General features: G+C 59.1%; 14 protein-coding genes. 13 read left to right on the top strand and 1 reads right to left on the bottom strand.

Annotated features, from left to right (window positions below; translation table 11 throughout):
• Positions 1-113 precede the first annotated feature (113 nt).
• The 8 genes from bilS (at position 114) to CSV91_RS07185 (ending at position 14918) form a co-directional block, all read left to right on the top strand.
• A complete protein-coding gene (gene bilS, locus CSV91_RS07220) occupies positions 114-665 on the top strand; it encodes a flavodoxin family protein BilS (protein ID WP_099432355.1) in 552 nt (183 codons plus the stop codon).
• Between the two features lie 801 nt (positions 666-1466).
• Positions 1467-5555, top strand: a complete 4089-nt coding sequence (locus CSV91_RS07215; protein ID WP_099432354.1) for a fibronectin type III domain-containing protein — start codon at positions 1467-1469, stop codon at positions 5553-5555.
• 511 nt (positions 5556-6066) lie between these two features.
• A complete protein-coding gene (locus CSV91_RS07210) occupies positions 6067-6621 on the top strand; it encodes a signal peptidase I (RefSeq protein ID WP_099432353.1) in 555 nt (184 codons plus the stop codon).
• Positions 6622-6692: 71 nt separating this feature from the next.
• Positions 6693-7406: a SipW-dependent-type signal peptide-containing protein gene (locus CSV91_RS07205; protein WP_099432352.1), complete on the top strand. Its 714-nt coding sequence runs from the start codon at positions 6693-6695 to the stop codon at positions 7404-7406.
• A 93-nt stretch (positions 7407-7499) separates the two neighbouring features.
• The gene (locus tag CSV91_RS07200; RefSeq protein WP_099432351.1) at positions 7500-8147 is read left to right on the top strand and encodes a hypothetical protein; all 648 of its coding nucleotides are present in this window, start codon (positions 7500-7502) and stop codon (positions 8145-8147) included.
• A gap of 3 nt (positions 8148-8150) precedes the next feature.
• On the top strand, positions 8151-13646 hold the full coding sequence (locus tag CSV91_RS07195) for a hypothetical protein (RefSeq protein WP_099432350.1): 5496 nt from the start codon (positions 8151-8153) through the stop codon (positions 13644-13646).
• Between the two features lies 1 nt (position 13647).
• Positions 13648-14217 carry a hypothetical protein gene (locus CSV91_RS07190; protein WP_099432349.1) on the top strand — a complete coding sequence of 190 codons (570 nt, stop codon included), beginning with the start codon at positions 13648-13650 and terminating at the stop codon, positions 14215-14217.
• Between the two features lie 2 nt (positions 14218-14219).
• Positions 14220-14918, top strand: coding sequence for a hypothetical protein (locus CSV91_RS07185; protein ID WP_099432348.1), 699 nt, complete (start codon positions 14220-14222; stop codon positions 14916-14918).
• Positions 14919-15373: 455 nt separating this feature from the next.
• Here CSV91_RS07185 and CSV91_RS07180 read toward each other — a convergent pair whose 3' ends face one another.
• Positions 15374-17674: an LTA synthase family protein gene (locus tag CSV91_RS07180; RefSeq protein ID WP_099432347.1), complete on the bottom strand. Its 2301-nt coding sequence runs from the start codon at positions 17672-17674 to the stop codon at positions 15374-15376.
• Between the two features lie 213 nt (positions 17675-17887).
• On the opposite strand from CSV91_RS07180, the gene CSV91_RS07175 reads away from it, so the two are divergent.
• The 5 genes from CSV91_RS07175 to CSV91_RS07155 all read left to right on the top strand — a co-directional run bounded on the left by CSV91_RS07175 (position 17888) and on the right by CSV91_RS07155 (position 22683).
• On the top strand, positions 17888-18757 hold the full coding sequence (locus CSV91_RS07175; RefSeq protein WP_099432346.1) for a nitroreductase family protein: 870 nt from the start codon (positions 17888-17890) through the stop codon (positions 18755-18757).
• 158 nt (positions 18758-18915) lie between these two features.
• The gene (locus tag CSV91_RS07170) at positions 18916-20943 is read left to right on the top strand and encodes a KUP/HAK/KT family potassium transporter (RefSeq protein WP_099432345.1); all 2028 of its coding nucleotides are present in this window, start codon (positions 18916-18918) and stop codon (positions 20941-20943) included.
• 31 nt (positions 20944-20974) lie between these two features.
• On the top strand, positions 20975-21199 hold the full coding sequence (locus tag CSV91_RS07165; protein ID WP_157758011.1) for a hypothetical protein: 225 nt from the start codon (positions 20975-20977) through the stop codon (positions 21197-21199).
• A gap of 114 nt (positions 21200-21313) precedes the next feature.
• The gene (locus CSV91_RS07160) at positions 21314-21811 is read left to right on the top strand and encodes a helix-turn-helix domain-containing protein (RefSeq protein ID WP_099431658.1); all 498 of its coding nucleotides are present in this window, start codon (positions 21314-21316) and stop codon (positions 21809-21811) included.
• 20 nt (positions 21812-21831) lie between these two features.
• Positions 21832-22683 carry an IS3 family transposase gene (locus CSV91_RS07155; RefSeq protein ID WP_099431659.1) on the top strand — a complete coding sequence of 284 codons (852 nt, stop codon included), beginning with the start codon at positions 21832-21834 and terminating at the stop codon, positions 22681-22683.
• The last annotated feature ends 6 nt before the right edge of the window (positions 22684-22689 follow it).

Genomic DNA, 22689 nt, shown 5'->3' with positions numbered 1-22689 from the left:
CAAATTAATCAATCGACAGACGGTGGTTTACATCTGTCACGTTAGTACTAAGATATTCATCTAATAAATTGCATTAGTGGCTTTAGTTTTGGGGGAAACGAGGCAACGTGACTATGACGTGCTCTTTGGTGGTTAACAGCAAGAGCGGTAATACCAGGATGGTTTCGGGCGCGATCAAGCGCGCTCTGCAGGCTGCGGGCGTTGAGTTTGTCCATGCCGCGGCGTTGAGCGACGATGCGGATGCAGATCAGGTTGCGCTCGAGGCGCAGGGCGCCTGCGCGGCCGACACAGTGCTCGTCGGTTTTTGGTGCGACAAGGGCGCGTGCACGCCTTCGGTCGCGGCGTTGCTCTCCGCCTTGCACGGCAAGCGCGTCTTTCTGTTTGGCACCTGCGGTTTTGGGGCCGACCAGAGCTATTATCAGCAGATTATCGACCGCGTAACTTCCAATTTGGCTGGGGATGCCGAGCTTGCGGGTTGGGCGATGTGCCAGGGCAAGATGGGCCCCGCGGTCAAGCAGCGCTACGAGGCCATGCTCGAGCAAGATCCCGACAACGCCCGATTTAAGATGCTGCTCGACAACTGGGTTGCCGCAAAGGATCACCCCACCAAGGAGGATCTGGACAACATGGCTGCAGCCGCCAAAAAGGCCGTGCTGGGGGAGTAGCTCCCATCGCTGACGGCGATTGGTCCATCTTTCTAAATGAAACGTCCTCCCGGGCGTCGGGGCACGAAGTTCCCTGCTCTACAGTCCTGCGCAAGACGAAGGCCACATTAAGTGGCCTTCTTTGCGTGCGGAACTCGCGATGAACTTCGTGCCCCGCCGTCCGGGAGGACGCCTCTTTATTGATGGGAGGCCTGATAGGTCGATGGTTCCGTGCCCGGATGCGTCCAAAGTGGGACGGGCTTTCCGGATGGGCAGGCTTTCGAAAAATGCGTCCCGGAATTTGCCTTTGGAATGGGACGTAGTTTCCCGTTGAGGTGCTTTGCGGAAAGTGCATCCCACTCTGGGCGGTCGAAGTGGGACACACTTTCCCAAAGGCGCTCCAACGGGAAATTGCGTCCCATTATTCGGTCAAGAAACGGGATGCATTTTCCCAATGAGAGCAAAAACGGAAAATGCATCCCACAATCAGCCCTCAAAGTGGGACGCCGTTTCCCGATGAGGCTCAAGCGGAAAATGCATCCCGGAATTTGCGCTCAAAGTGGGATGCGGTTTCCGGTTGAGGGTCTAAGGGGAAAGTGCGTCCCAGAATCGACGCTTGAAATGGGATGCAGTTTCCCGATGAGGCACTCGACGGAAAATACATCCCAGAAATGGCCTTTGAGCTGGGATAAGATTTCCGCGGCATCTCGGATTCTCAAAAATGAGACACGCCGTTGGCGAAAATGAGACACGTGATATCGGGCATCGGACGTATCATTTGCAAAAATGAGTCCACTCCATTCGAATAAAGCGAGGTCCCTCATGTACGTTCCACACTCCCGTATCCGTAGGCTGTCGAAAATCCCGCTTGTTGGGACGGCGGCGCTTGCTGCGTTGATCGCCACGAGCGTCGCCTGCTTCACGGCCACGCCCCAGGTTGCCCAGGCGGCAGACGCGCCCGCAATCACCGATATGACCGAGCAGGATTATCAAGCCCTGGGTCTGGGCACGAGCGAGGACATTCCGGCCGATACCGTTGGCCCCTATTCCACTGATACCCCCACGACGTTTGCCACGCGCAGCGAGGTCTATATGGCAGCTAACGGTAGCCATGGCAATCGCTACACTCTGCGCGACAAGCTCGAGAACGTCGAGCGCGGTGACATTGGCGGCAGCAGCAAACTCACCGATGGCTATGGAAGTGTGTGGGGCGCCGCAAAGTTCTGGCAAAACGTCAACAACTTCGATACGAACAGCGATCTCTACAAGCATAGCGACTACGGTGGCGGCACCTGGTCGTACCTAAGCAACAATGAGTCCTCAACAGTACTCGCCAACGACAACAACGGTTTCTCGGGCATTCACGCCACGAGTGTTGAGTTCTGCAGCGACGCCAGCACGGGCAAAAAGAGCCGCGTTGCCGAGCTCCGTGCCTACGGCGACAGTTCCTCCACGACGATTGACGGCAAGTCATACGCCGGAAAGGTTGAGCTGGTCCTCTACTCGTTTAGCAACGGGCGTACGCGCACTCTCGACACACACCTGCCGGTGACGGTCAACACTAATATGATGTACGAAGGCCGTTTTAAGTACCTGGATGCCGGTTACCTGCAAGAGCACGACGCCGTCTTTGATGTCGAGGCGGGCGATGTCGATGGCGACGGCGTCGACGAGCTTTTTGTCTACGCGGGCTGCTATGTCGACGAGAACGGCGTGCGCAAGGCTGTAGTCGACATGTATGACTTGGAGGGCGGCAACTGGAAGCAAAGCGTCGTCAAGATCGATGCCGGTAACGCCGCGGACTACACCACGCACAACAAGGGCGGGAGCGACTCCTGGACGCAGCTTCAGTCAGCTCCTGTCGTTTCGCTAGCGGCCGGCGACCTCGATCGCGATTTTTGCGATGACCTCGCCATCGTGGTCTCGGCACCCTACGGCAAGAAGAATATTGATAAGTCGACGCATTGCGAGCTGTTTTCGTGGGATGCATCCAAGGGTGCGCTCGTCCATGTCGATGCTCTGGGCGACGCGGGCGCAATCTCCCTCTCCGCGAACGGCAAGACCATGGTCGCTGCGAATGCGACGTTCGGCACGTTTGCCGCCTACGATGAAGAAGGAAAGAAGACGGGTGAAACCGTCACGGGCCTTATTCTTGCGGGCTATGACTGGCAACGCAGCGCTTTTGATTACGGCGCTTCTGACGGCAGCAAGGGGCTGTACGGCGCGCTGTACCGCTACGCGTATTTTGACTCGGAGTCTGGCGAGTTCAAGCTTTCCGATTGCAAGGAATACAGAGACGGGCTCCTCGCCTCCTATGGGCTGATGCATGTGCCCAACAGCGCATGGAAGGATAGCGTTCAGGATAAGCGCTATCCGTGCACCTTGGCGCCTATTGCCCTTGCCACTGCCAACCTTGACGGCCTGTCCGAGCAGCTGGCGGTCGACGAGGTGCTCGTGGGCGGCGATGTGTTCCGCGACTTTGCCTGCAACACGGCACAGAGCGGGGCTCAGGGCTTGGGGTCCATGGTCGGAACCATGAGCATGAGCGGTCAGCAATACAACAGCAGCAACAAGCATGACCACAAGGGTATAGAGCAGGTGTGGATCAGCGACGTCAAGGCGGGCAGCGTCTCGGGTTCGGACCGCTATAACGAGAGCTTTATCGCCGTGGTGGGCAAGCACCGCGACGAGGACCTGCGCAAGAACGATGACTACTATTGGATGACCGCCTCGCATTTTTCGCTCGACGAGAACGGAAAGGTGCGCCGCGGCGAGGAGCAGGTGATTAGCGAGAGCAACCGTCGCGGCACTACCTACGGCACATTTATCTCGCTCGCGCTGCCCGATGTCGACAACGACAGCGTCAAGATCACGTACAAGGACCGCTACAAGGTCTATACCAACCCGCGCGTGCTTGCCGTGCTGCAGGATGCGCCCTATGTTGAGGATCTGGAGCAGGCATACGGCTATCTGGTGTTGGGCGGCACGTCATACGGAGAGGAAAAGGGCACGGGGACATCCCAGGGCTATACCATTGGCGCCGAGTTGGGCGTTGCCGTCGAGGTGCAGACCGGTCCGCCCCTGGTCGCGATGAATGCTTCAGTCGATTTTGCCGCCGAGGGATGCTATGACTACCGGAGCGAGCGCACGGTCAGCACAAGCGTAAGCTATGAGTCGCATGCCGGCGAGGGTGACAAGGCCGTGCTCTACACGATTCCGATGGTCTATTACGAGTATGAGATCGAAAATGAGGAAACTGGTGGCAAGGGCGTGATGGCGGCGCCCGTGTCGCTCGGCGCGCAGACCTCGGTCGTTAATGTCGAGGCCTATGACCGCATTGCCAAACAGCACAATATGACGCCGCTCAGCTACTTTTTGACCAACCGGTCGGGAGAACCCGGAACCTATCAAACGACGCTCAACGGCGAGACTCCCGTTGGGGATTCCTTTGGCCTGGGCAAGCCTGGCGTAACGCGCGCCTACACGCACGATGGGTTTAACGGCGCCGCCGCGCAGTCGGGGGCGAGCATTGAGCAGACCATCGAAGTCGAGGAGGGCAAGGAGCAGGAGCTCGAGCTCGGCTTGACGCTGAACGGCAGCGTTGTCATGGGCGCGAAGCTCGCAAAGCACGAGTTGTTTGGCGGCCTGTGCTTTGGTGCCAACGCCGGCTTTACTACGGGTAACTCCTCGAGTGAATCGACCGAATACGGCGGCACCGTCGACAACCTGCCCGAGGCCGCGCAGGGCAAGTACGGTTTTGTGTGGCGTCTGGGCGTCAACGCGGTGGATGTCGACAAGTTCGAGGCAGACTCGGGCGACAAGCTCGGCACCAAGGACACCGACCAGTTCTGGATCGTGGGCTATGACGTTAAGGACGTCGAGATGCCCGACGCGCCGGCCGTGACGGGCTTTACGGCAAACGCCGTCGATTCGACCAGCGTTACGTTTAGCTGGGACGATGTACTCGCAAACAAGAGTGGCTTTAGCTACGGCGTGGGCATGCTGCAGAGCAATGCGGCGGATGCGGTCGTCAATAGCTGGAAGATTGCCGACAACACGCAGACCTCGCTCAAGTGGGATGGGCTGCAGCCCAATACGGAGTATCGATTCGCCATCGCCGCCGTTAAGAATGGATCCACGACCGAAACAGGTATTCGCTCGGCAATCATCACGGTCAAGACCATGCCCGATGGCATGACGATGACCGTGAGCGGACCTGCGGCGGATGCTGCGGAGGGGCCGGATTTTGGATACGACTCTTCGGTTGAGCGCACGGCGGGAAGCCACCTGACGCTCTCGGCGATTGGCCATGTGAAGCAACTCGGTGCCGACGATAGCGAAACAGGGCTGGCACCGACCTATATGTGGTACCGCAAGGGCCGCGGCGAGACAGAGTTTAAGCTCGTGGGTGCCGATGGCAACCTCGCGGCTGGAACGGCCTCAAAGCTCGAGATTGACCTGACCGCAGACGATGACGGTGCGCAGTATTACTGCCACGTGGGATACAACGACGTGGGCCTCGACACCGGCACGACGCTCGTGAATATCGAGGCCGAGGAGACGGCGCCCACAACGGTGAACGCCACCCCGATCCGCACGCGCCGCCTGTTCTCACAGGCAAGTGCGGGCGCCAAGAAGTTCCTGGACCATACGCTGGTAAACACCGCCGGCCCAACCGATTCCGAAGGCTCAAAGGACCCCGAGACTCCTGAGACCCCGACGAACCCGGACAAGCCCAAGTCCGACAACGGAGCTAAGACCGACACCAAGGTCAAGACTACGACCACAGCGAAGAACCTCGCAAACACCGGCGACCAAACATTCGCCCTAGTCGCCACCGCAGCAGCAGCGGGAGCAACGCTCGTAGTGATAGCCCTCATCATGCTGATCAAGCGCCGCAAGACCCACTAGTAGCCAGTCGAACATATCGACAACCCAAAAACCCGGGTAGCCAAACAACTTGGCTACCCGGGTTTTCTCTTTGCGCGGCTCAAGTTGCGGCGGGCTTCGGCATGCCGTCGAGCGGCGGTTGGGCAAGGCGCATGGAGCTTACCGAAGAAGGGGGGGTTGAAAATAAATGGTACCTGAAGCAGTTTAAATTTAATGTGGGGGGGGGGGTACGATATCTGAGCTATGCAAATATTGTACCCTCTGTGAAGAAGTTGCGCAGGGGGGGGTTAGCCGCGGGTATGGGACAAAGCAGACGAATATGTGTATAAATGACCGCTTACGCCAAAAATAGTAGCATTTGGCGCTAAAACGTTGATAAACGTGTAGGACATCGCTATGGTTTTTACTACAAAAGGATTTCAAATTGGCTTTTTTCGAACCTAATTTTTAAGGGCCTTGCGCTGTTTGAGGAAAGTGTCTGATCCTTGAAGGGATCGAATGTAGCTTCGATGGGGATGAAATAATCATTTTGATGGCGCGCGGATTCAGACGATTTATTTCACTTCTTAGTGGCATGGCGCTCGCGCTTGTCATAGCCCTTGCCGTCGTTTCTTTCGCTCCCCGTGCATTTGGTTACATGCCCTTCGCCGTGCTCTCGGGCTCTATGGAGCCCGAGTTGCCCGTTGGCTCCATGGTGTTTGTTCGCCAAGTTGAGCCGACGGATATTGCCGCGGGCGACAGTGTAACTTTTTACCGATCCGACGGCGCCGTGGTGACGCACCAGGTATATGAGGTCGACCCTGTGGCGCGGACGATCAGCACGCAGGGAATCGCAAACAAAAATGCAGATGGAACCATCATGCACGACGCCGAGCAGACGCCTTTTTCACGCGTGATCGGTGTCGTTTCTTTTTGTGTCCCTTACCTGGGCTTCGTTAACGCATATTGCACGACGATGCCCGGTTTGCTTGTTGTGGTGGCCGTTCTGGCGCTGCTGGTCGCGGCGTCGATAGTGCTCGATCGGATGGTTCCCGACGAGCCTGCGGACAAGCATGCCCGCACGCATGCGAGGGAGCGGCGTTCATAGCGGCAGGGGAGAGGTGTCGGCAACGGCAAGGGCCGTTGCCGGGGAAGTCGATTTTCGAAAGGAAGAGAACGATGGAAAGCAAGAAGAAAAAACGCTACGGCATCATTGCCGCCTTGCTGCTGCTGGTACTGGCCGCCGGCGTGGGCACCTACGCATGGCTGTCGGCAACCGATCAGGTGAAGAATGAGTTCACGGTTGGCAGCATCGACAAGCCCGATGTGAAGCCCGACCCCGATCATCCGGACAAGCCCGGCACTGATCCCACGAACCCCTCAGTGGATGGTTATCTGTTCGAGACCAACTGGACCAATAAATCCAAGATGATTCCCGACACCGACATCAATAAGAACCCCAACGTCGGTATCGGCAAGGACTCTGATAAGTCCTATGTGTTCATCTACGTCAAGAACGCCATCGTGAAGGACGGTGAAGGCGCGCTTGCCAAGACCCCGTACTTCACGCTTAACAATAACTGGAAGCCGGTTGCTGATGACCAGGTGACGACCAACGGCACCGGTGGCCAGTACGTGAGCGGTCTGTTTATGTATACCGCTGGTGGCACCGGCCAGCCCGCCCAGCTTACTCCCGCTGATGGCAAGGCCGCTTACACCGGTGAGCTGTTCAGCACCGTGCATATCCCGGCTGCTATGAACAGCACGGATGTCGTCACCGATCCCGCTATGACGGTCTCCTGCTACATTTTCGGCGCTGATCAGGGTGATGCCCAGAACGCCATCGAGCAGGCCAAGGCTTGGGTTAACGACCCGAATAACCACCTGAAGTAATCCAACCCCCTCCACCGAGATCCCGGCCCGCTCCCCATCCCCATTTTCGGGTCGGGATCTCGGTCCCCCTTTGATTGACGATTGGCGAACGTAATGCTCAACAATCTTTCCGACAATCAGAAACGCACCTTGGCGCTTGCCGCGATGGCGCTGTTGGCCCTGGCGTGCCTGTGTGGCACGCTGGCTTTCACCGTTGATATGGTTCCGGCGAACAACGTCCTATCGTTTGGCAGCGTGAAGGTACGAGTCTGCGAATACACCCTAAACGAGCAGGGCGAGGAGATTCCGTTTGAGGCCGACGAGCACGGGGACTATCCCGACACCGAGGCCGGGGGCTCTGACATCAGCCGCATCGTGCGCGTGGAGAACGCCGGCGCGCAGCCTGAGTACGTTCGCGCTCGCCTGCGCATGACGTCGGTGGCGCCCGACGGTACGAGTGCGGACGCCTCGGGCAACGTCGCCTTTCACGTGAACGCGGGCGAGGGGTCCCCGTGGATCGATGGCGGCGATGGGTGGTACTACTACCGCGGATTGGCCGGACGCGGGGGCGTGCTCGATTCCGGCGCCATGACGGAGAGCCTCATGGACTCGCTGCGATTTGTGGGCGACTACCACGATGCCGCGCGCGGCGGCTCATACAGGCTCGATATCGACGTCCAGGCCGTGCAGGCCAAAAATCAGCAGGCAAACGATACCGTCCTCGACGTGCTTGACGTCGTGGGCTGGCCGGAGGCGAACTAGCCCATGGAAATCAAGAACAGAAACCGAGGTGTGCTCGGTAGGCTGATCGCTGTGGCGGCGATCGCCCTTTGCTGCGTTATGGTGCTGCCGGCGGTGGCGCATGCCGAGGATCAGACCGAATTCCATATCACAAACAGGAACGACTTCCTGGCGTGTGTCGCGCTGTCGCGACAGCGCGACACGTCGAAGTGGCTCGTCTATCTCGATAACGATATCGTTCTTAACGATGATGATATGAACGCCATTGTTGAGGATACGGTCAAGCACCTCTCCTTTGGCAACAAAGAGCATCCCTTTAAGGGCGTCTTTGACGGTCAAAACCATACCGTGAAGGGCCTGAACTACGAGAATAAGGTCTTGGATCCCGAGCGCGATACGGGCTTTTTTGCCGAGACCGATGGCGCCACCATCAAGAACTTCCTGGTCAAGGATGCCAACATTTGGGCTGACTTCCGCGGCGGCATTATCGTGGGCAAGGCCGTCAACACCCACTTCGAAAACGTTATGGTCATGGAGAGCACCCTGCACGTTACGTGCGCCAACAACATGCTCAATGTGATTACTAATGCGGGCTTTGAGGGAGGCCTGATTGCCGGCGAGCTCAACGGTTGCACCCTCTACAACTGCGAGGTCCGTGGTGGCCGCGCCGTTAACAACACGACTTCGGGCGTACAGGCAATCGGTGGCGAGGGCCTGTATATGGCGGCGTTTGCCGGCTACGTCGAGAACTCGACCATCGAGTATTGCCGTGTGACGCCTACGCGCAACGAGGATGGCTCGATTGCCGAGAAGGGAATGACCGACGTTACCAATAAATACGATGTGGCCATTGGTGCCCTGGGCGGCAACAACGTGTACGCTTCGGGCTTCGTCGGCTGCATGGCAGAAGGCGCTAAAGTCATTGACTGCTTTTCAACGGCGAAATGCTATAGCTATGCTGCTTCTTACGTGGGCGTTGTTTCCGTAACGCGCGCTTGGACGGGCGGTCTTGCAGGCCGCATCTTGTCTAAGAGCGGTAATGAAATCGCTCGCAGCCATTTCGCCGGCGATTTGAGCTCGCGCCAGTACAACCCCATCGCCGTGATCCCCATTATTCAAAACGACGTGAACCTGGGCGGTATTGCTGCACGCGCTAACGCGGGTGATGCGACTATCACTGATTGCTACTTCAAGCCTAGTGTCAGCCTATCCGGGTTTAGCCAGGGTACGGCAGCCAAGAAGAAGATTTACGCCCTTGCGGGTGATGGCACGGTATCCGGTGCCGGATTCGGTCCCTGGGACGACGAACGCTACGTCACACGTGAGCTGTGGGAGCAGCATGATTACGACTTCTGTGCCGGCACCATACGCTCTACTGCCAATGACCTGCTCTTGGGGGACAAGCATACAAACGAATGGGCGATGGACTACAAACTGAATATCCCCGTACACGGCAAAAGCGTGAAGACGACGACCGACTTCCCCGGCGCGGGTACGGCAACCGTTCTGGCAACCATGTTGGGAAAAGATCAATCTACCAGCGATCCGTACACCTTTGCCGTGAGCGCCGTGCTGGCGGGAACAGCCCAGGGCCTTGCCACGGGCGATACGTCGGTAACGTTTAAGCAGGATGCCTCGGCGAAGCCCGCAGGCCTGACCGAGGCTAACGGTGGCTACCGCTTTATGGGCTGGTTCCGCGAGCCCGATGTGCGTGTGAACCGAATTGGACAAGACAACAGCTGGTTTGACGGCAAGACCGATGCCGATGCTGTGGCTGCTGGCAAGCAGGTCCAGAAGAACGAGGAGTACGACAAAACGCCGACCTATTATACTGCCGACAACGGCAAGGATCATGACGCGAGTGAGGGCTTCAAGGGTAATGACCTCTTTATCGCTTCATACGAGGCGCAGGTGCTGTTCTATAACGTTAAGGGCGAGACGCTCAATTGGAATGACGGCAAGGCACAACCTGATCAGTCCACGGATTGGTACCGCTATGGCGTCGGTTTGACGCCAGCTGCCCCCGACGATCGCGGCAGGTTGAAGCCTACCGCGAAATTTATCGGCTGGACCACGCAGCCTAGCAGCGAGGCGGGGATGAATGGTGGCTATGCTGCCATCACCTCGGATAAGTTAGCCAATCTTAAAAATCAGGGAGCTTTTTATCCTGCGGGTAGCGAGATTACTGTTGTCCGTCCAACCGACTTCTATCCCGTGTACAGCGACTACGCGTCGAACATCATAACGGTGTTCGAGGGCAATGAGCAGGATGAGCTCGATGATGTGCGTCAGCGCGTTGGCGTGGGCACAACCAAAGTCGACGTCAAGACTGCCGGGGGCGGCGCCAGCGTCTACACGGTACAGGTGTGCGACACGAACGATACGCCCCTGTCCAAAGACGACGAGCTGCCCGATGGGTATCGCTTCCTGGGCTGGTACGAAAACAAGCAGGCCGCCGATGGGTCCACGGTTGAGGTCCGCGTAAGCCGTGACCTCAGCTACACGCTTCCCGCAAACGTCGATCTGACCGTCCGACATACCTATACGGCGCGCTTTGAGTATCGCGTGGATTATTACGTTCGGGCATTCACAAATAGCGGTCTAACGGACAGCAAGAAGTTGTGCTCGATTTGGAATAAATACAAGTCGCCCTTTGAGGAAAACGTCGGCGCGACATATGTTCGTGAAAACATTATCCATTGGGGTGCTGGCGCGGACGACTCCGCCCATGTGCTACACGATGATAAGAATCCAGCAGATAAGTGCACCACCGCTCTCTCTGATGCGACGCAAATCGTTGCGCCTATTAACGCCTACTCGCATAATGTGCGTAATGACACTGGCGCAAACACTCTCAAGGATATGATTGCCGACACTGATTTTCCAGGAGCCGGTAAACTGAGTGATGAGTGGAAAGCCTCAAGTATTAAAGTTCAATTTACCCCCGCGCATGATAGATACCACTTCAGTTTTTGGACGCTCGAAAGACCCGACGACGGTTCCTGGACTTATATAAAGAATCCTTTTTCGAGTTTTGTTGAAACGACGGAGCAATATTATGTCCGTGCTATGGTGACCACGGACGTCAACTTCTATGACAAGAGTGGCAACGTCAAGCAGGCTGCTACTCGACGCTATAAAAGCAACTTGCTTCAGCAGAAAACGGCGGAAGGTGATCCGACGTTCCTGTATTGCTATCCGCATCTCTATAAGGATAGGACGGTTAATACAAAGCCCTACGACGGAAAGGATGGTGACGTCAATCCCAATCTGACGCTCGAAGCCTCTCCGACCGATACCGAGATGGCGGTGCCGGGTCATAAGTTCCTGGGCTGGATCTCTACGGCTGAGGTTCGGAAGGACTCTGCGGTCTGGAATTATATTTATGACGTGAATGGCGACTCCTTCACTACGTCCGACCCGGATAAGGCCGAACCGTATCTGGTGAAACCAGATTTCAAGGTCACCCAGTACCAGGATGCCTATCCGGTGTACGCGAAGTACGATGTTAGGTACACCACCAACCTGTATCGCGCAGGTTTTAAGGGCACGGACAAGGTCAATGTGCCTAGCTACAACATCGCTCCCGTTATCAACGCGGACACCGATCCTGCTACGGCAACGGTGACCCCTGACATTACAACGATGGTTTATAAAGCAGGCGGTGAGCTGTATAAGTTGCAGAAGGTTGAGATCGAGCTTCCGAACGGCGAGATCAAGACGCTTCCCTACGATGTGGAGCATGGTACTTGCTCTTATCCGGTGGAACCTGGCGGAGCCTATACATTCGTGGCGTACTATTCGCCGTTGGCGGTTGTGTACCACCTCAATGCCACGGATGTGGACGGCAAAGTTGCTCAGCAAGGCGATATGCTCGGCAACCTTGATGGCGGCATCCCGAAGCCTACTTATGACGTCCGCACTATCGATGGGGATACGGGTAAGATCAACGTCTTCGTGGGCTGGACGGAAGCCCAGCCGGCACCTGACAAGGGCTATGTCGCTTGGTCGGAGGGCATCCGTATGGTGAGTGCTTCTACCGTGGTCAAGGCCCCCATGGAGCTGTACCCGGTCTACCGTCCCAGCCTGGTTACCGTTCAATCGAACATCGACTCTAAACTTGCGAATCCCGATCTTGTCCGTAGCCTCGGCCGCACTGATTCCGACGACCAGATTTCTCTTGAGGTCAAGGCCGCCGAGGAGGTTGAGGGCACTGACGGCACCAAGTACGACTTTGTCGGCTGGTCGCGCGATTATGTCAATGACGGGCAGTACACCCTGATGACTGACGATGAGAAGTATCCCCTCGAGGGCAGCGAGCCCTTTGAGAGCGTGACCTACACTGCGGTGTACAAGAAGACGCCGCTTAAAGTGCGCTATCACGACACCGATGGCAAGGTCATCTACACCGCTACGGTAGACCCGAACGATACGGGGGATCTGCGTGGCCAGGATGGTAATGCCGGCTTTGTTCAGACGGTCGAAGTGCCCAAGATGGATGAGAGCGGCAACCCGGTCTATGACAACAAGGGTGAACCCGTCATGGAGCCAAAGGAAGTGGCCTACGATCCCGAAGCCTACTCCGCAATCGTCTCATTCCTGGGCGAGCGAGCGGATAGCAGCTTGAAGGAGTTGTTCTTGGAGTGGCAGTGGGTTAATGGCGACGAAGCAGTGGCGTGGAGCGACTTCAAGGGTAAACCGGTTAAGGCCGACATGGATTTGTATCCGGTGACGTATAAGGTCGTCGCTAACGACACGTCGGAAGCTGCGAGCCCTAAGAATGTGACCGGGCAGCTCAAGTGGCTGCTTGATCCCAATGCCGCGAACACGGTAGATGACAAGAGCGATAAGGCGCCGTTCAAGGCTTGCTTTGCAAAGCCCTTCATGGGCACGCAACTGACGGTGCACGTTGACCGTGTGGGCTATGGTCTTTCTGGCCAGACTCCTACGCCTGTCAACGGGAAGTATGTATCGCTTTACAGCTCGGGTTCGGGCGAGGGCTCGTTTGAGCTGACGAACCGTTTGGACTACAAGCTCACGGGCGACGGCACTCAGGGCGATGGCAATGCGGTGTTCGATTTCGCCGCTACGCATACGCTCAAGATCGTCAAGCAAACCCAGGATAGCTGGGCGAAGGGCAAGACGTTCCGCTTCAAGGTTTCCCGGGCCGACATGGACGGCAACGCCTTGGATGAGCGCACGGTTGAGGTAACGGTGTCATCGGATGCGCAGCTGAAGGACGGTTCCGCCTGGTACTCCGGCGCTATCGAGCTTGCGGTCCCGGCGGGTATCTACACCGTCGAGGAGGACTCAGCGTGGGCATGGCGCTACAGCAGCCAAATCGGCGTCCCTGGCAAGCAGCCGGGCGATAAGGCGCAGGCGACTATCTCCGCTGCATCGAGCGCGAACGATGCCACGTTCACCTGCACGAACACGCGTGTGAACGACAAATGGATCGATGGCAGCGATCGTGCCCATAACGTTTGGAGCAACGACAACGTAGCAAAGAAGGAGGATTAGCATGTCCAAGCGCAAGCGCATCATCGCCTTGCTGGTGGGGGTTATCCTCCTGGCCGGTACGGCAGGCACGCTGGCCTGGCTTTCGGTTACGGGCGTGCTGGTCAACCAGTTCGGCATCGGATCGGTGACGCCATCGGTTCAGGAAACGCTCAACGGCAATGTGAAAAGCGATGTCAAGGCACAGAACACGGGTACTGCGCCCGCCTATATTCGTGCTGCAGTGGATATCTACTGGCAGGATGGAAACGGTGCCCGCCTGTGGGAGGAGCCGAAGGAGGAGGCGGATTACGAGATTGCGTGGAGCGTGGCTGATGCCTCGGACGCGAACTCGGCTGATAACTGGGTTAAGGCGAGCGACGGGTTCTATTACTGGACGTCGCCCGTTGCTCCCGGCGGTGAAACCGGCGTGCTCATTAATAGAGTTACCGAGCTCAAGGCAACCGAAGGTCGCAATCTTGTCGTTGATATCTCCACTCAGGCGGTCCAGGCGACGCCCGATGAGGCCGTGCACGATGCATGGGACTGCACGGTCAATGATGGCGTGCTGGTGCCGCCGCATGGAGGTGCGTAAGTATGGCGTTCCCAATTCGCAAAGGTGTTGCGCGCTCCTTGCGTTGCATGGTCGCGGCCATTTTCTGCGTGGTCGCGCTCGCTGTTCCCGCCCGTGCGTTTGCCGATACTCCCGCGATTGCCTATGACGGAAATGCGCGTCAGCTGACGGTCTCGGGGGCGACGGGCTCCTCGGGGGACCCCGATCTGTTTCCCGCCTTTAAAGATCTAATGCCCGGCGATGTGCGTGAGCAGCAGATTGAGGTTCGTGCCACGGGCGTAAAGTCCCAGGTACGCGTGTTTGTGCGGGCCGTTGTCGATCACGAGACGGCACACTTGCTGTCGCCCATTACCTTAACGGCGTCGGCGGGCGATGCGTCTGCAGGCTGGCTCCAGACGGGAACGCCGGGCAGTGTGTTTGCTTACCCCACGCAGGTCGCAACGTTTACGAGCGATGGCAGCACGGTGCTCAATTTGCAACTAAGTGTCCCGACGTCGGTGGGCAACGAACTTGCCGACGCAAACAAGGCAATTCGCTGGGAGATTACCGCCGAGGACGATGGCAAAACAATTCCTGTGCAGCCCGCTGGCTCCAAAAAGCCCGGCCTGTTTGGCCTGGCTGCGACGGGCGACAACTCGCTCGCTCTGCTTTTGACGCTGCTAACGCTAGCGATTATCGCTTTCATGGCTGCGCTGCTTTTGTCCCGGAGGGATAAGCGCTAGGTCCATTTTCTAAATGCAATGCCCTCCCGGACGGCGGGCACGAAGTTCCCTGCTCTACAGTCCTGCGCAAGACGAAGGCCACATCAAGTGGCCTTCTTTGCGTGCGGAACTCGCGATAAACTTCGTGCCCGCCGTCCGGGAGGGCGCCCCTTTATTGATGGAAGGCCTAATAAGCGGATATTCCATGCCCGGATGTATTCAGAGCGGGATGGGCTTTCCGAATACAAAGAAGGCCACTTAATGTGGCCTTCAACTTACATATGTTGCGGATGCTCTCATGACAAGCCGCGCCTCAACACCGAGGCGTCTGCTCGGCGGCGCGGAACGTAAGGTTCATCGCGAGTTCCGCACGAGCCGGAGAGCACTTAATGTGCTCTCCGTGCGAGCAGGACTGTCCGAGCAGGGAACCTTACGTTCCGCGCCGCCCGGGCGGACGAACCAGGTCGATAGACCCGCTACTTGATCTTGGTCGTGCCCGGTGCCAGGTTGGGGTCGGTCTCGTTGGCCTCGGTCTGGAAGTGCTCGGTGTACACGTTCTTGCCGTCACGGAACATCTCGTAGTACTGCATCTTGGCGTAATCCTCGCGCGCCTTGGTGGCGGCTGCGGCAGCGGCGTCGTCACCGGTGACGTTGGAGGAGAGCGCCCAGCGCAGGCTGGCGTCCTCGTAGCCCACGGAGTTGATGGCGGGCAGTGACTCGCGCAGCGTCATGTGCGCTTTCTGGTAGTCGGTCAGCGGTGCGCCGATCAGCTGCATCAGCTGGGTGGACAGGTAGTTGGTGGACAGGTCGTCGACCTCGCTCGTCTGGTCACAACCGGCAACGTCGTAGTTAGCCCAAATGATGTAGTCGGTCTGCCACAAGCGCTCCTGGTGGGTGGCGTCGTCCTCGCCGGTAAACCACTTGTCGTTGAACTTGGACGGGAAGAACGGCTGGTGGTCGCCCCAGAACACCACGACCACCTTACGGTCGAGCTTGCTCAGGGCGTTGAGGAAGTAGCGAAGCGCCTGATCGGACTGCTCGATGCACGAGACATACTCGTCGACATCGGAGAGCGTGCCGTCCTCGACGGTCTTGGCGTCCAGGTCGGTCGTGTCGATGTTCAGGTGCATCTGCTTGTCGACCGGCAACAGGCCCGTGTCGTAGCCCGAGTGGTTCTGCATGGTCACGTCGAAGATAAACTGCGGATCGGCGTTCTGGTCGAGCAGCTCAAGAATCTTGTCGTAGGTAGCCTGGTCGGTCACCATGCCGCGCAGGGTATCGGCGCCCTGGAAATCGTTGATGGACAGGAACTGGTCAAAGCCAAAGTCCTTGTAGACGTTCTCGCGGTTCCAGTTGGTCGCGTGGTTGGGGTGCATGGCCGTGGTGGAATATCCGAGCGACTTGAACTGCTCTGCCAGGTTCCCAGTCGTTTCCATGTTGTAGATGGTGTAGGGGTACACGCCCGAGCCCAGGTTGGCCATGGAGTTGCCGGTCATAAACTCAAACTCGGTATTGGCGGTACCGCCGCCGTAGGCGCTCACATAGAGCTTGCCGCGGCTGAGGCAGTTGGACAGGCTCTTAAAGTACTGCGGACCCTCGTAGCCGGCGCGCATGTTCTGGTAGATCGACAGATCCGAGAACGTCTCGTTCATGATGGCGATGACCGTGGGCTTCTCGCTGTCGAACTGCTCCTTTGCGGCGGCGCGCTCGTCGCTCTTGGCGGCGTCGGACTTGTCGTAGGCCTTGGCGTACTTTTTGAGCGTGGCCTTGGCGTCGTCGACGGAGTAGTCGGCGGGTTTGGGCGGCTTGATGGACTGTGCCGCGCTAATAAAGGCAGGCAGGTAGCCCTCGCGCCAGTAGCTCTCGAGCGGACGCCAGGTGTAGACGGTGATGCCGAGGGTGTTGTAGTAGTCGATAAGCGTGACGTGCGCGGTCACGCCGCCCAGGCACAGCACCGCTACGAGCAGGTTGGTGAGCAGCATGCGCTTGGCGTTGGCGGCGCCCTTCTGACGGTGCGGCGCGACCAGGTCGGCGTACTCGCACAGCAGCATGGCGATGGCGGTAAAGCCCATGGATAGCACGCAGAACAGCGAGATCGAGAAGGTGTAGCCGGTGCCGGCGACTGCGGCGGCGGTGGAGATGGCCGAAAGGTCGCCCGGCTGGATGGGCATGGATTTAAACGTGATGACAAAGAACTCGGCAATGCCCAGGACAAAGAGGGCAAAGGCCAGGACCGCGGGAGCTGCGCCGTGGCGCTGGAATAGGAAGAACAAGCCGATCATGAGCACGGTGATAATGGCCCACTCGAGCAGGATGCACAGGGGGTAGACCCAGGTAAAGTCGTGGTTGGACGAGACCTCCATGCCCAGCAGCGCAAAGACGCCGGCGAGCAGCAGGCACAGGACGGCGGCGACGAGCGGTTTGCCCACAAAGGCTCCGCGCAGGCGGGCGAGCTTGCCGGTGGGGACGGGGGCATCGGACCCGGCGAACGCAAAGACGCGCGGGGCGATGCGGTCGCGGGCGATGCTGGCCCAGGCGCATCCAGTAAGGATGGCATTGGTCAGGATGAGCATCACGAAGGCGAGCGGCTCGTTTTGGGCGACGAGGCCCACGGCGCCCCAGACGGTCAAAAAGAGCTGGAACAGGCCAAAGGCGACGCTCCAGGCGAAGGCGCCCTTGGTGACGGTGCCCGACTGTGCGCGAATGGCCTTGGCCTCGCGCAAGACAAGGTAGACGGTCGCCGCAAGACCGACGAGCGAGATGGCGGCAGCGAACATGCTGAGACTCCTCACAAACTAAAACCTACGAAAGCGGGGGTTTACCCGATTGTTACCAAGATATGCGCTGCATTTGGTGACTGCGCACAACAACCAGCCATAATAACGCGCGTGCGTGGCGGTGTTGCGCAATGTAGCGGCGACCTGCGCGATAATGGACGGGAATTACACGGAAACGTAAAGGCTTCTTAAAGAAATGGCGAGGGTAGGGCGATGAGCGAGCAGGTTTGCAAGGCGGACATGGGCGGCGACGGAGCGGCGGTCGATACGTGCGGCTATCCGGTCGAGACTACGGGCAACGCGGTGCTGGACATTTTGGAGCATCGCTCGTCTACGCGTGCCTTCGCGCGTGATGACGACGACCGTCCCGCAGCGGTGACCGACGAGCAGCGGGCGGCGATTCTGCATGCGGCGAGTCGCGCGCCGTCGGCAGGCGCCATGATGATGTATTCCATCGTGAGCATTCGCGAGCAGGCTACGCTGAATCGTCTTGCCGACCTGTGCGACCACCAGCCCATGATCGCCAAGGCGCCCTGGGCACTAATATTTGTGGTCGACTATGCCAAATGGATCGATCTGTTTGAGCACGTGGGTTGCTTTGAGCCCGAGTTTGCCGAGCGCACGGGCAAGGCGCCCCGCCGCGCGCCGGGTTTGGGCGACTTTGCCATCGCGGCGCAGGATGCCGTGATCGCCGCGCAAAACGCCGTGGTTGCCGCCGAGGCCTTGGGGCTGGGGAGCTGCTACATCGGTGATATCGTCGAGAATGCCGAGGAAGTTGCCGAGCTGCTCGATCTGCCGCCCTATACCATGCCGCTATCGATGCTCATCATCGGCACGCCTCGCAAAGAGCGCCCGGCGATTGCTCATCCCGTGGTGAACCTGGTGCACGAGGAGCGCTATCGCCGGGCCGATGCCGCGACCATGGACGCGCAGGTGGCCGAGATGGACGCGATGTTCCGTCCACATGCCCGCGAGGTGGGCGAGCGCGTGGTGGATATCTACACCCGCAAGCACACGAGCCCCTTTATGGCCGAGATGAGCCGTTCCATGGAGTGGTGGTTCAAAAACTGGCTCGGAAAATGACGGATGCGGCAAAGGGACAGTCCCTTTGCCGCATTCCATATCGTCGCGGTGGTCTAAAGACTGTATAAATCTTTATCTAGCTGGGAAAACAGTGCATTCAAACATGGGCCGATTACCTATAATCCCTTCGAACATTAAAGTTGGGAGGAAACCGGCTTATGGAACAAAAGGCCAAGGAGGCAGCCTCGCACGCTGCGATTCCTGTGAGCATCTCTGCGATGCTCGTCACGCTGGGCGTGGTGTACGGCGATATCGGCACCAGCCCTATGTATGTAACCAAGGCGCTCGTTGCCGGCAACGGCGGCATCGGAAGCGTCACGGAGGAGTTCGTGCTTGGCGCGCTCTCCCTTGTCGTGTGGACGGTCACGCTGCTGACGACCATCAAGTACGTGCTGATCTCGCTGCGTGCCGATAACCATGGTGAGGGCGGCATCTTTGCCCTGTACAGCCTGGTCAAGCGCTGCGGCAAGTGGCTTATCATCCCCGCCATGCTGGGTGGCGCCGCGCTGCTCGCCGACGGCATCCTGACGCCGGCCGTTACCGTTACCACAGCCATCGAGGGCCTGCGCACCATCCCGGCGGTCCATACCGTGCTGGGCGATGACCAGGGCCGCGTCGTCGCCATTACGCTCGCCATTATCATCGTGCTCTTCTTGGTTCAGCGCATCGGCACGGCCAAGATCGGTCATGCCTTTGGTCCCATCATGACGCTGTGGTTCCTGTTCCTGGGCGGCACGGGTCTGTATTTTGTTTTCCAGCACCCCGCCGTGCTGCTGTGCCTCAACCCGGTGCGCGGCATCGCCTTTTTGCTGAGCCCCAACAACCATGCGGGCATCATGATTCTGGGCAGCTGCTTCCTCGCCACCACCGGTGCCGAGGCGCTCTACTCCGACATGGGCCACGTCGGCCGCGGCAACATCTACGCTACCTGGCCGTTCGTTAAGTGCTGCCTGCTGCTTTCCTATATGGGCCAGGGCGCTTGGCTTATCAACAACGCTGCCAACCCCGAGCTCATGGGCATTGCCGACCTTAACCCGTTCTACCAGATGCTCGCCCCGGGCCTGCGCCCGTTTGCTGTCGGCCTTTCAACCATCGCGGCCATCATTGCCTCGCAGGCGCTCATTACCGGCGCGTTTTCGCTGGTGTCCGAGGCCAGCCGTCTGGACCTCATGCCGCACATGCAGGTCTTCTACCCTGCCGAGACCAAAGGCCAGCTCTACATTCCCATGGTCAACAACGTCATGCTTGTCGGCTGCGTTATCGTGGTGCTGCTGTTCCAGAACTCGGCGCATATGGAAGCCGCCTACGGCCTTGCCATTACGCTGACTATGATGTGCACCACGCTGCTGCTCTTCTTCTACCTGCACGAGGAGCGCAAGCTCAAGGTTGCTCCGTGGATCTTCGCGGCCTTCTTCCTTTTGCTCGAAGGCTTCTTCTTCGTGAGCTCGCTCACCAAGTTCTTCCACGGCGGCTACTTCACCATCCTCATGGCTGCACTCATCATGGGCATTATGGTGTGCTGGTACAACGGCACGGCGGTCGAGCAGCGCCAGTTTACGCTGCTGCCGCTGCGCAGCTACCTGCCGCAGCTCAAGCGGCTGCGCGATGACGATCGCTACGAGCGCCTGAGCGACAACATCGTGTACCTGACCAAGGACACCCATACCGACTACATCGACCGTGATATCGTCTACTCGATCTTGGACAAGCATCCCAAGCGCGCTCGCGCCTGGTGGTTCGTGAATGTCGAGACCATGGACGAGCCGCATACCTTTGCCTATTCGGTCGAGACGTTCGGCACCGACTACGTGTTCCGCGTGCATCTGTACCTGGGCTACAAGATCAACCAGCGCGTCAATGCCTACCTGCGTCAGGTCGTTCAGGACCTGGCTGCCACCGGCGAGCTGCCGGCGCAGACGCATGACTACTCGGTCTACAAGGATCCGGGCAACATCGGCACGTTCAAGTTCGTCATGATCCGTAAGCTTCTGGCACCCGAAAGCGACGTGGAGCCGAGCGAGCGTACGGCCATCACGCTCAAGTACATCATCCGCCGCGCCGCCGGCACGCCTGCGCGCTGGTACGGCCTGGAGAACTCCAACGTGAGCTTTGAGTATGTGCCGCTGTTCACCAAGTTTAAGGCTGTGAGCAAGATGCAGCGCCTGGCTCCCAACGAGCGCCCGTAGGCGCCGACGGGTTGCATGGAGTTGGTTTTCGATGGACAAGATTGGGGCCGGGGAGGCAAACATGGATGCAAAGATGCTTGATGGCCGCGAGGTGGTTGCCGAGATGGTGCGTGAGGCACGCGCCGACGCCGCCGAAGATCGGTTCTTTACGAATCGTGCCAACATGGACATGGCTGATCGCGTAATTTCGATCGTGGCACTGGTATTTGGAGCGGTGTGCGTGTGTGCCCTGCTCGCGCACGTGCTGTTTGTCTAGCGGCTGCCGGTCGTAGAAGGCTTTACACTTAGAACCACCACGAGGGAAAACCACCACAAAGGTGCCTGTGAACTGCCTCCCATTTCTTGGACATCGGGAAATGGGAGGTTTTCCATGAGTATAGACCTCAGGGTGAAGCACGACCTGGAGTCCAGGAGGCGGGCCGTCGAGCTCTTCGACGCCGGCGTCGGCTGCAAACCGGCGGCCGAGGCCCTGTCCGTCCCCCGCGAGACCGTGAGAGAATGGCAGTGGGTATACCGGGCGTTCGGAAGCGAGGCGCTGCTGTCCATGGGCGGGAAACAATCCAGGTACACATTCGAGCAGAGGGTCGCCGCGGCATCGGCCGTGGTCGACGGCGGGATGGCGAAGACCGACGCCATGGCCGAGTTCGGGATCAGGTCGAAGTCCCCGCTGGAGCGCTGGTGCAGGCTCTACCGCGAGGGCGGCGCCGAGGCGCTGCGGCCCGGACCGAAGGGCAGGCCGAGGGGGTCGAGGTCGAAACCCCGGGCCCGCACCCGCGAGCAGGAGCTCGAGGAGCGCTGCCGCAGGCTCGAGGCCGAGGTCGCCTACCTAAAAAAATTGCGCGCCCTGGTCGAGCGGGACGGGCTCTGACCAGGGCGGCGGCCGAGGCGGTGGGGGCGCTGAGGGCGGAGGGGCACTCCCTGCGCCACCTGCTGGAGTGCTCGGGGCTCAGGAGGTCGACCTACTACTACGCGCTGGCGCACCCGCGGAGGCCGACCAGGCCCGAGCTGCGCGACGCCGCGGCCGAGATATTCTCGCGCACCGCCAACGGCTGCGGGCACCGGCAGATAGCCATGTGCCTGCGCGCCGAGCTGGGCGCGGTCGTGGCCGACAAGACCGTGCTCAAGATGATGCGCGAGATGGGCATCCGGTGCGGGATACGCCGCCGGGGCTCCCGCCGCCGGTACAGCTCCTACAGGGGGCTCGTGGGGAGCACGTTCGAGAACGTCATCGCGAGGGACTTCGGCGCCGAGGGGCCGTGGCAGAAGCTCGGCACCGACGTCACCGAGTTCAAGGTCGCCGGCGCCAAGGCCTACTGGGCCCCGGTGCTCGACTTCTGCACGAAGGAGATCGTGGCGAGCGACATATCGACCTCGCCGGACCTCGCCCAGCAGCACAGGATGCTCGACCGGCTCCTCGAGGCCCTGCCCGACGGGGCGGCACCGACCATGCACTCGGACATGGGCTGGCAGTACCAGCACGAGTCCTACACCTCCAGGCTGGAGGGGGCGGGCATCACCCAGAGCATGTCGCGCAAGGGGAACTGCGTCGACAACGCCGCCACCGAGCAGCTCTTCGGCCACGTGAAGGACGAGTTCTACCGCGGCAGGGAGTGGGGCAGCTTCGAGGACTTCAAGCGCGACCTGGAGGAGTACATAGTCCATTGGAACACGCGGCGCAGGCAGGTAAGATTGAAGGGCCTGACGCCGGAGGAGTTCCGGGACCGGGCCCTTGCGGCGTAGTCGCTA

Source organism: Collinsella aerofaciens (assembly GCF_002736145.1).
In the GTDB taxonomy this organism is placed as follows: Bacteria; Actinomycetota; Coriobacteriia; order Coriobacteriales; family Coriobacteriaceae; genus Collinsella; species Collinsella aerofaciens_A.
This window is presented reverse-complemented; position numbering and strand designations above follow the sequence as displayed.

Excerpts from the sequence above, each read along its gene's own strand:
- bilS (WP_099432355.1), top strand. The coding sequence starts at position 114 with ATGACGTGCTCTTTGGTGGTTAACAGCAAGAGCGGTAATACCAGGATG.
- CSV91_RS07215 (WP_099432354.1), top strand. The coding sequence starts at position 1,467 with ATGTACGTTCCACACTCCCGTATCCGTAGGCTGTCGAAAATCCCGCTT.
- CSV91_RS07210 (WP_099432353.1), top strand. The coding sequence starts at position 6,067 with ATGGCGCGCGGATTCAGACGATTTATTTCACTTCTTAGTGGCATGGCG.
- CSV91_RS07205 (WP_099432352.1), top strand. The coding sequence starts at position 6,693 with ATGGAAAGCAAGAAGAAAAAACGCTACGGCATCATTGCCGCCTTGCTG.
- CSV91_RS07200 (WP_099432351.1), top strand. The coding sequence starts at position 7,500 with ATGCTCAACAATCTTTCCGACAATCAGAAACGCACCTTGGCGCTTGCC.
- CSV91_RS07195 (WP_099432350.1), top strand. The coding sequence starts at position 8,151 with ATGGAAATCAAGAACAGAAACCGAGGTGTGCTCGGTAGGCTGATCGCT.
- CSV91_RS07190 (WP_099432349.1), top strand. The coding sequence starts at position 13,648 with ATGTCCAAGCGCAAGCGCATCATCGCCTTGCTGGTGGGGGTTATCCTC.
- CSV91_RS07185 (WP_099432348.1), top strand. The coding sequence starts at position 14,220 with ATGGCGTTCCCAATTCGCAAAGGTGTTGCGCGCTCCTTGCGTTGCATG.
- CSV91_RS07180 (WP_099432347.1), bottom strand. The coding sequence starts at position 17,674 with ATGTTCGCTGCCGCCATCTCGCTCGTCGGTCTTGCGGCGACCGTCTAC.
- CSV91_RS07175 (WP_099432346.1), top strand. The coding sequence starts at position 17,888 with ATGAGCGAGCAGGTTTGCAAGGCGGACATGGGCGGCGACGGAGCGGCG.
- CSV91_RS07170 (WP_099432345.1), top strand. The coding sequence starts at position 18,916 with ATGGAACAAAAGGCCAAGGAGGCAGCCTCGCACGCTGCGATTCCTGTG.
- CSV91_RS07165 (WP_157758011.1), top strand. The coding sequence starts at position 20,975 with ATGGACAAGATTGGGGCCGGGGAGGCAAACATGGATGCAAAGATGCTT.
- CSV91_RS07160 (WP_099431658.1), top strand. The coding sequence starts at position 21,314 with ATGAGTATAGACCTCAGGGTGAAGCACGACCTGGAGTCCAGGAGGCGG.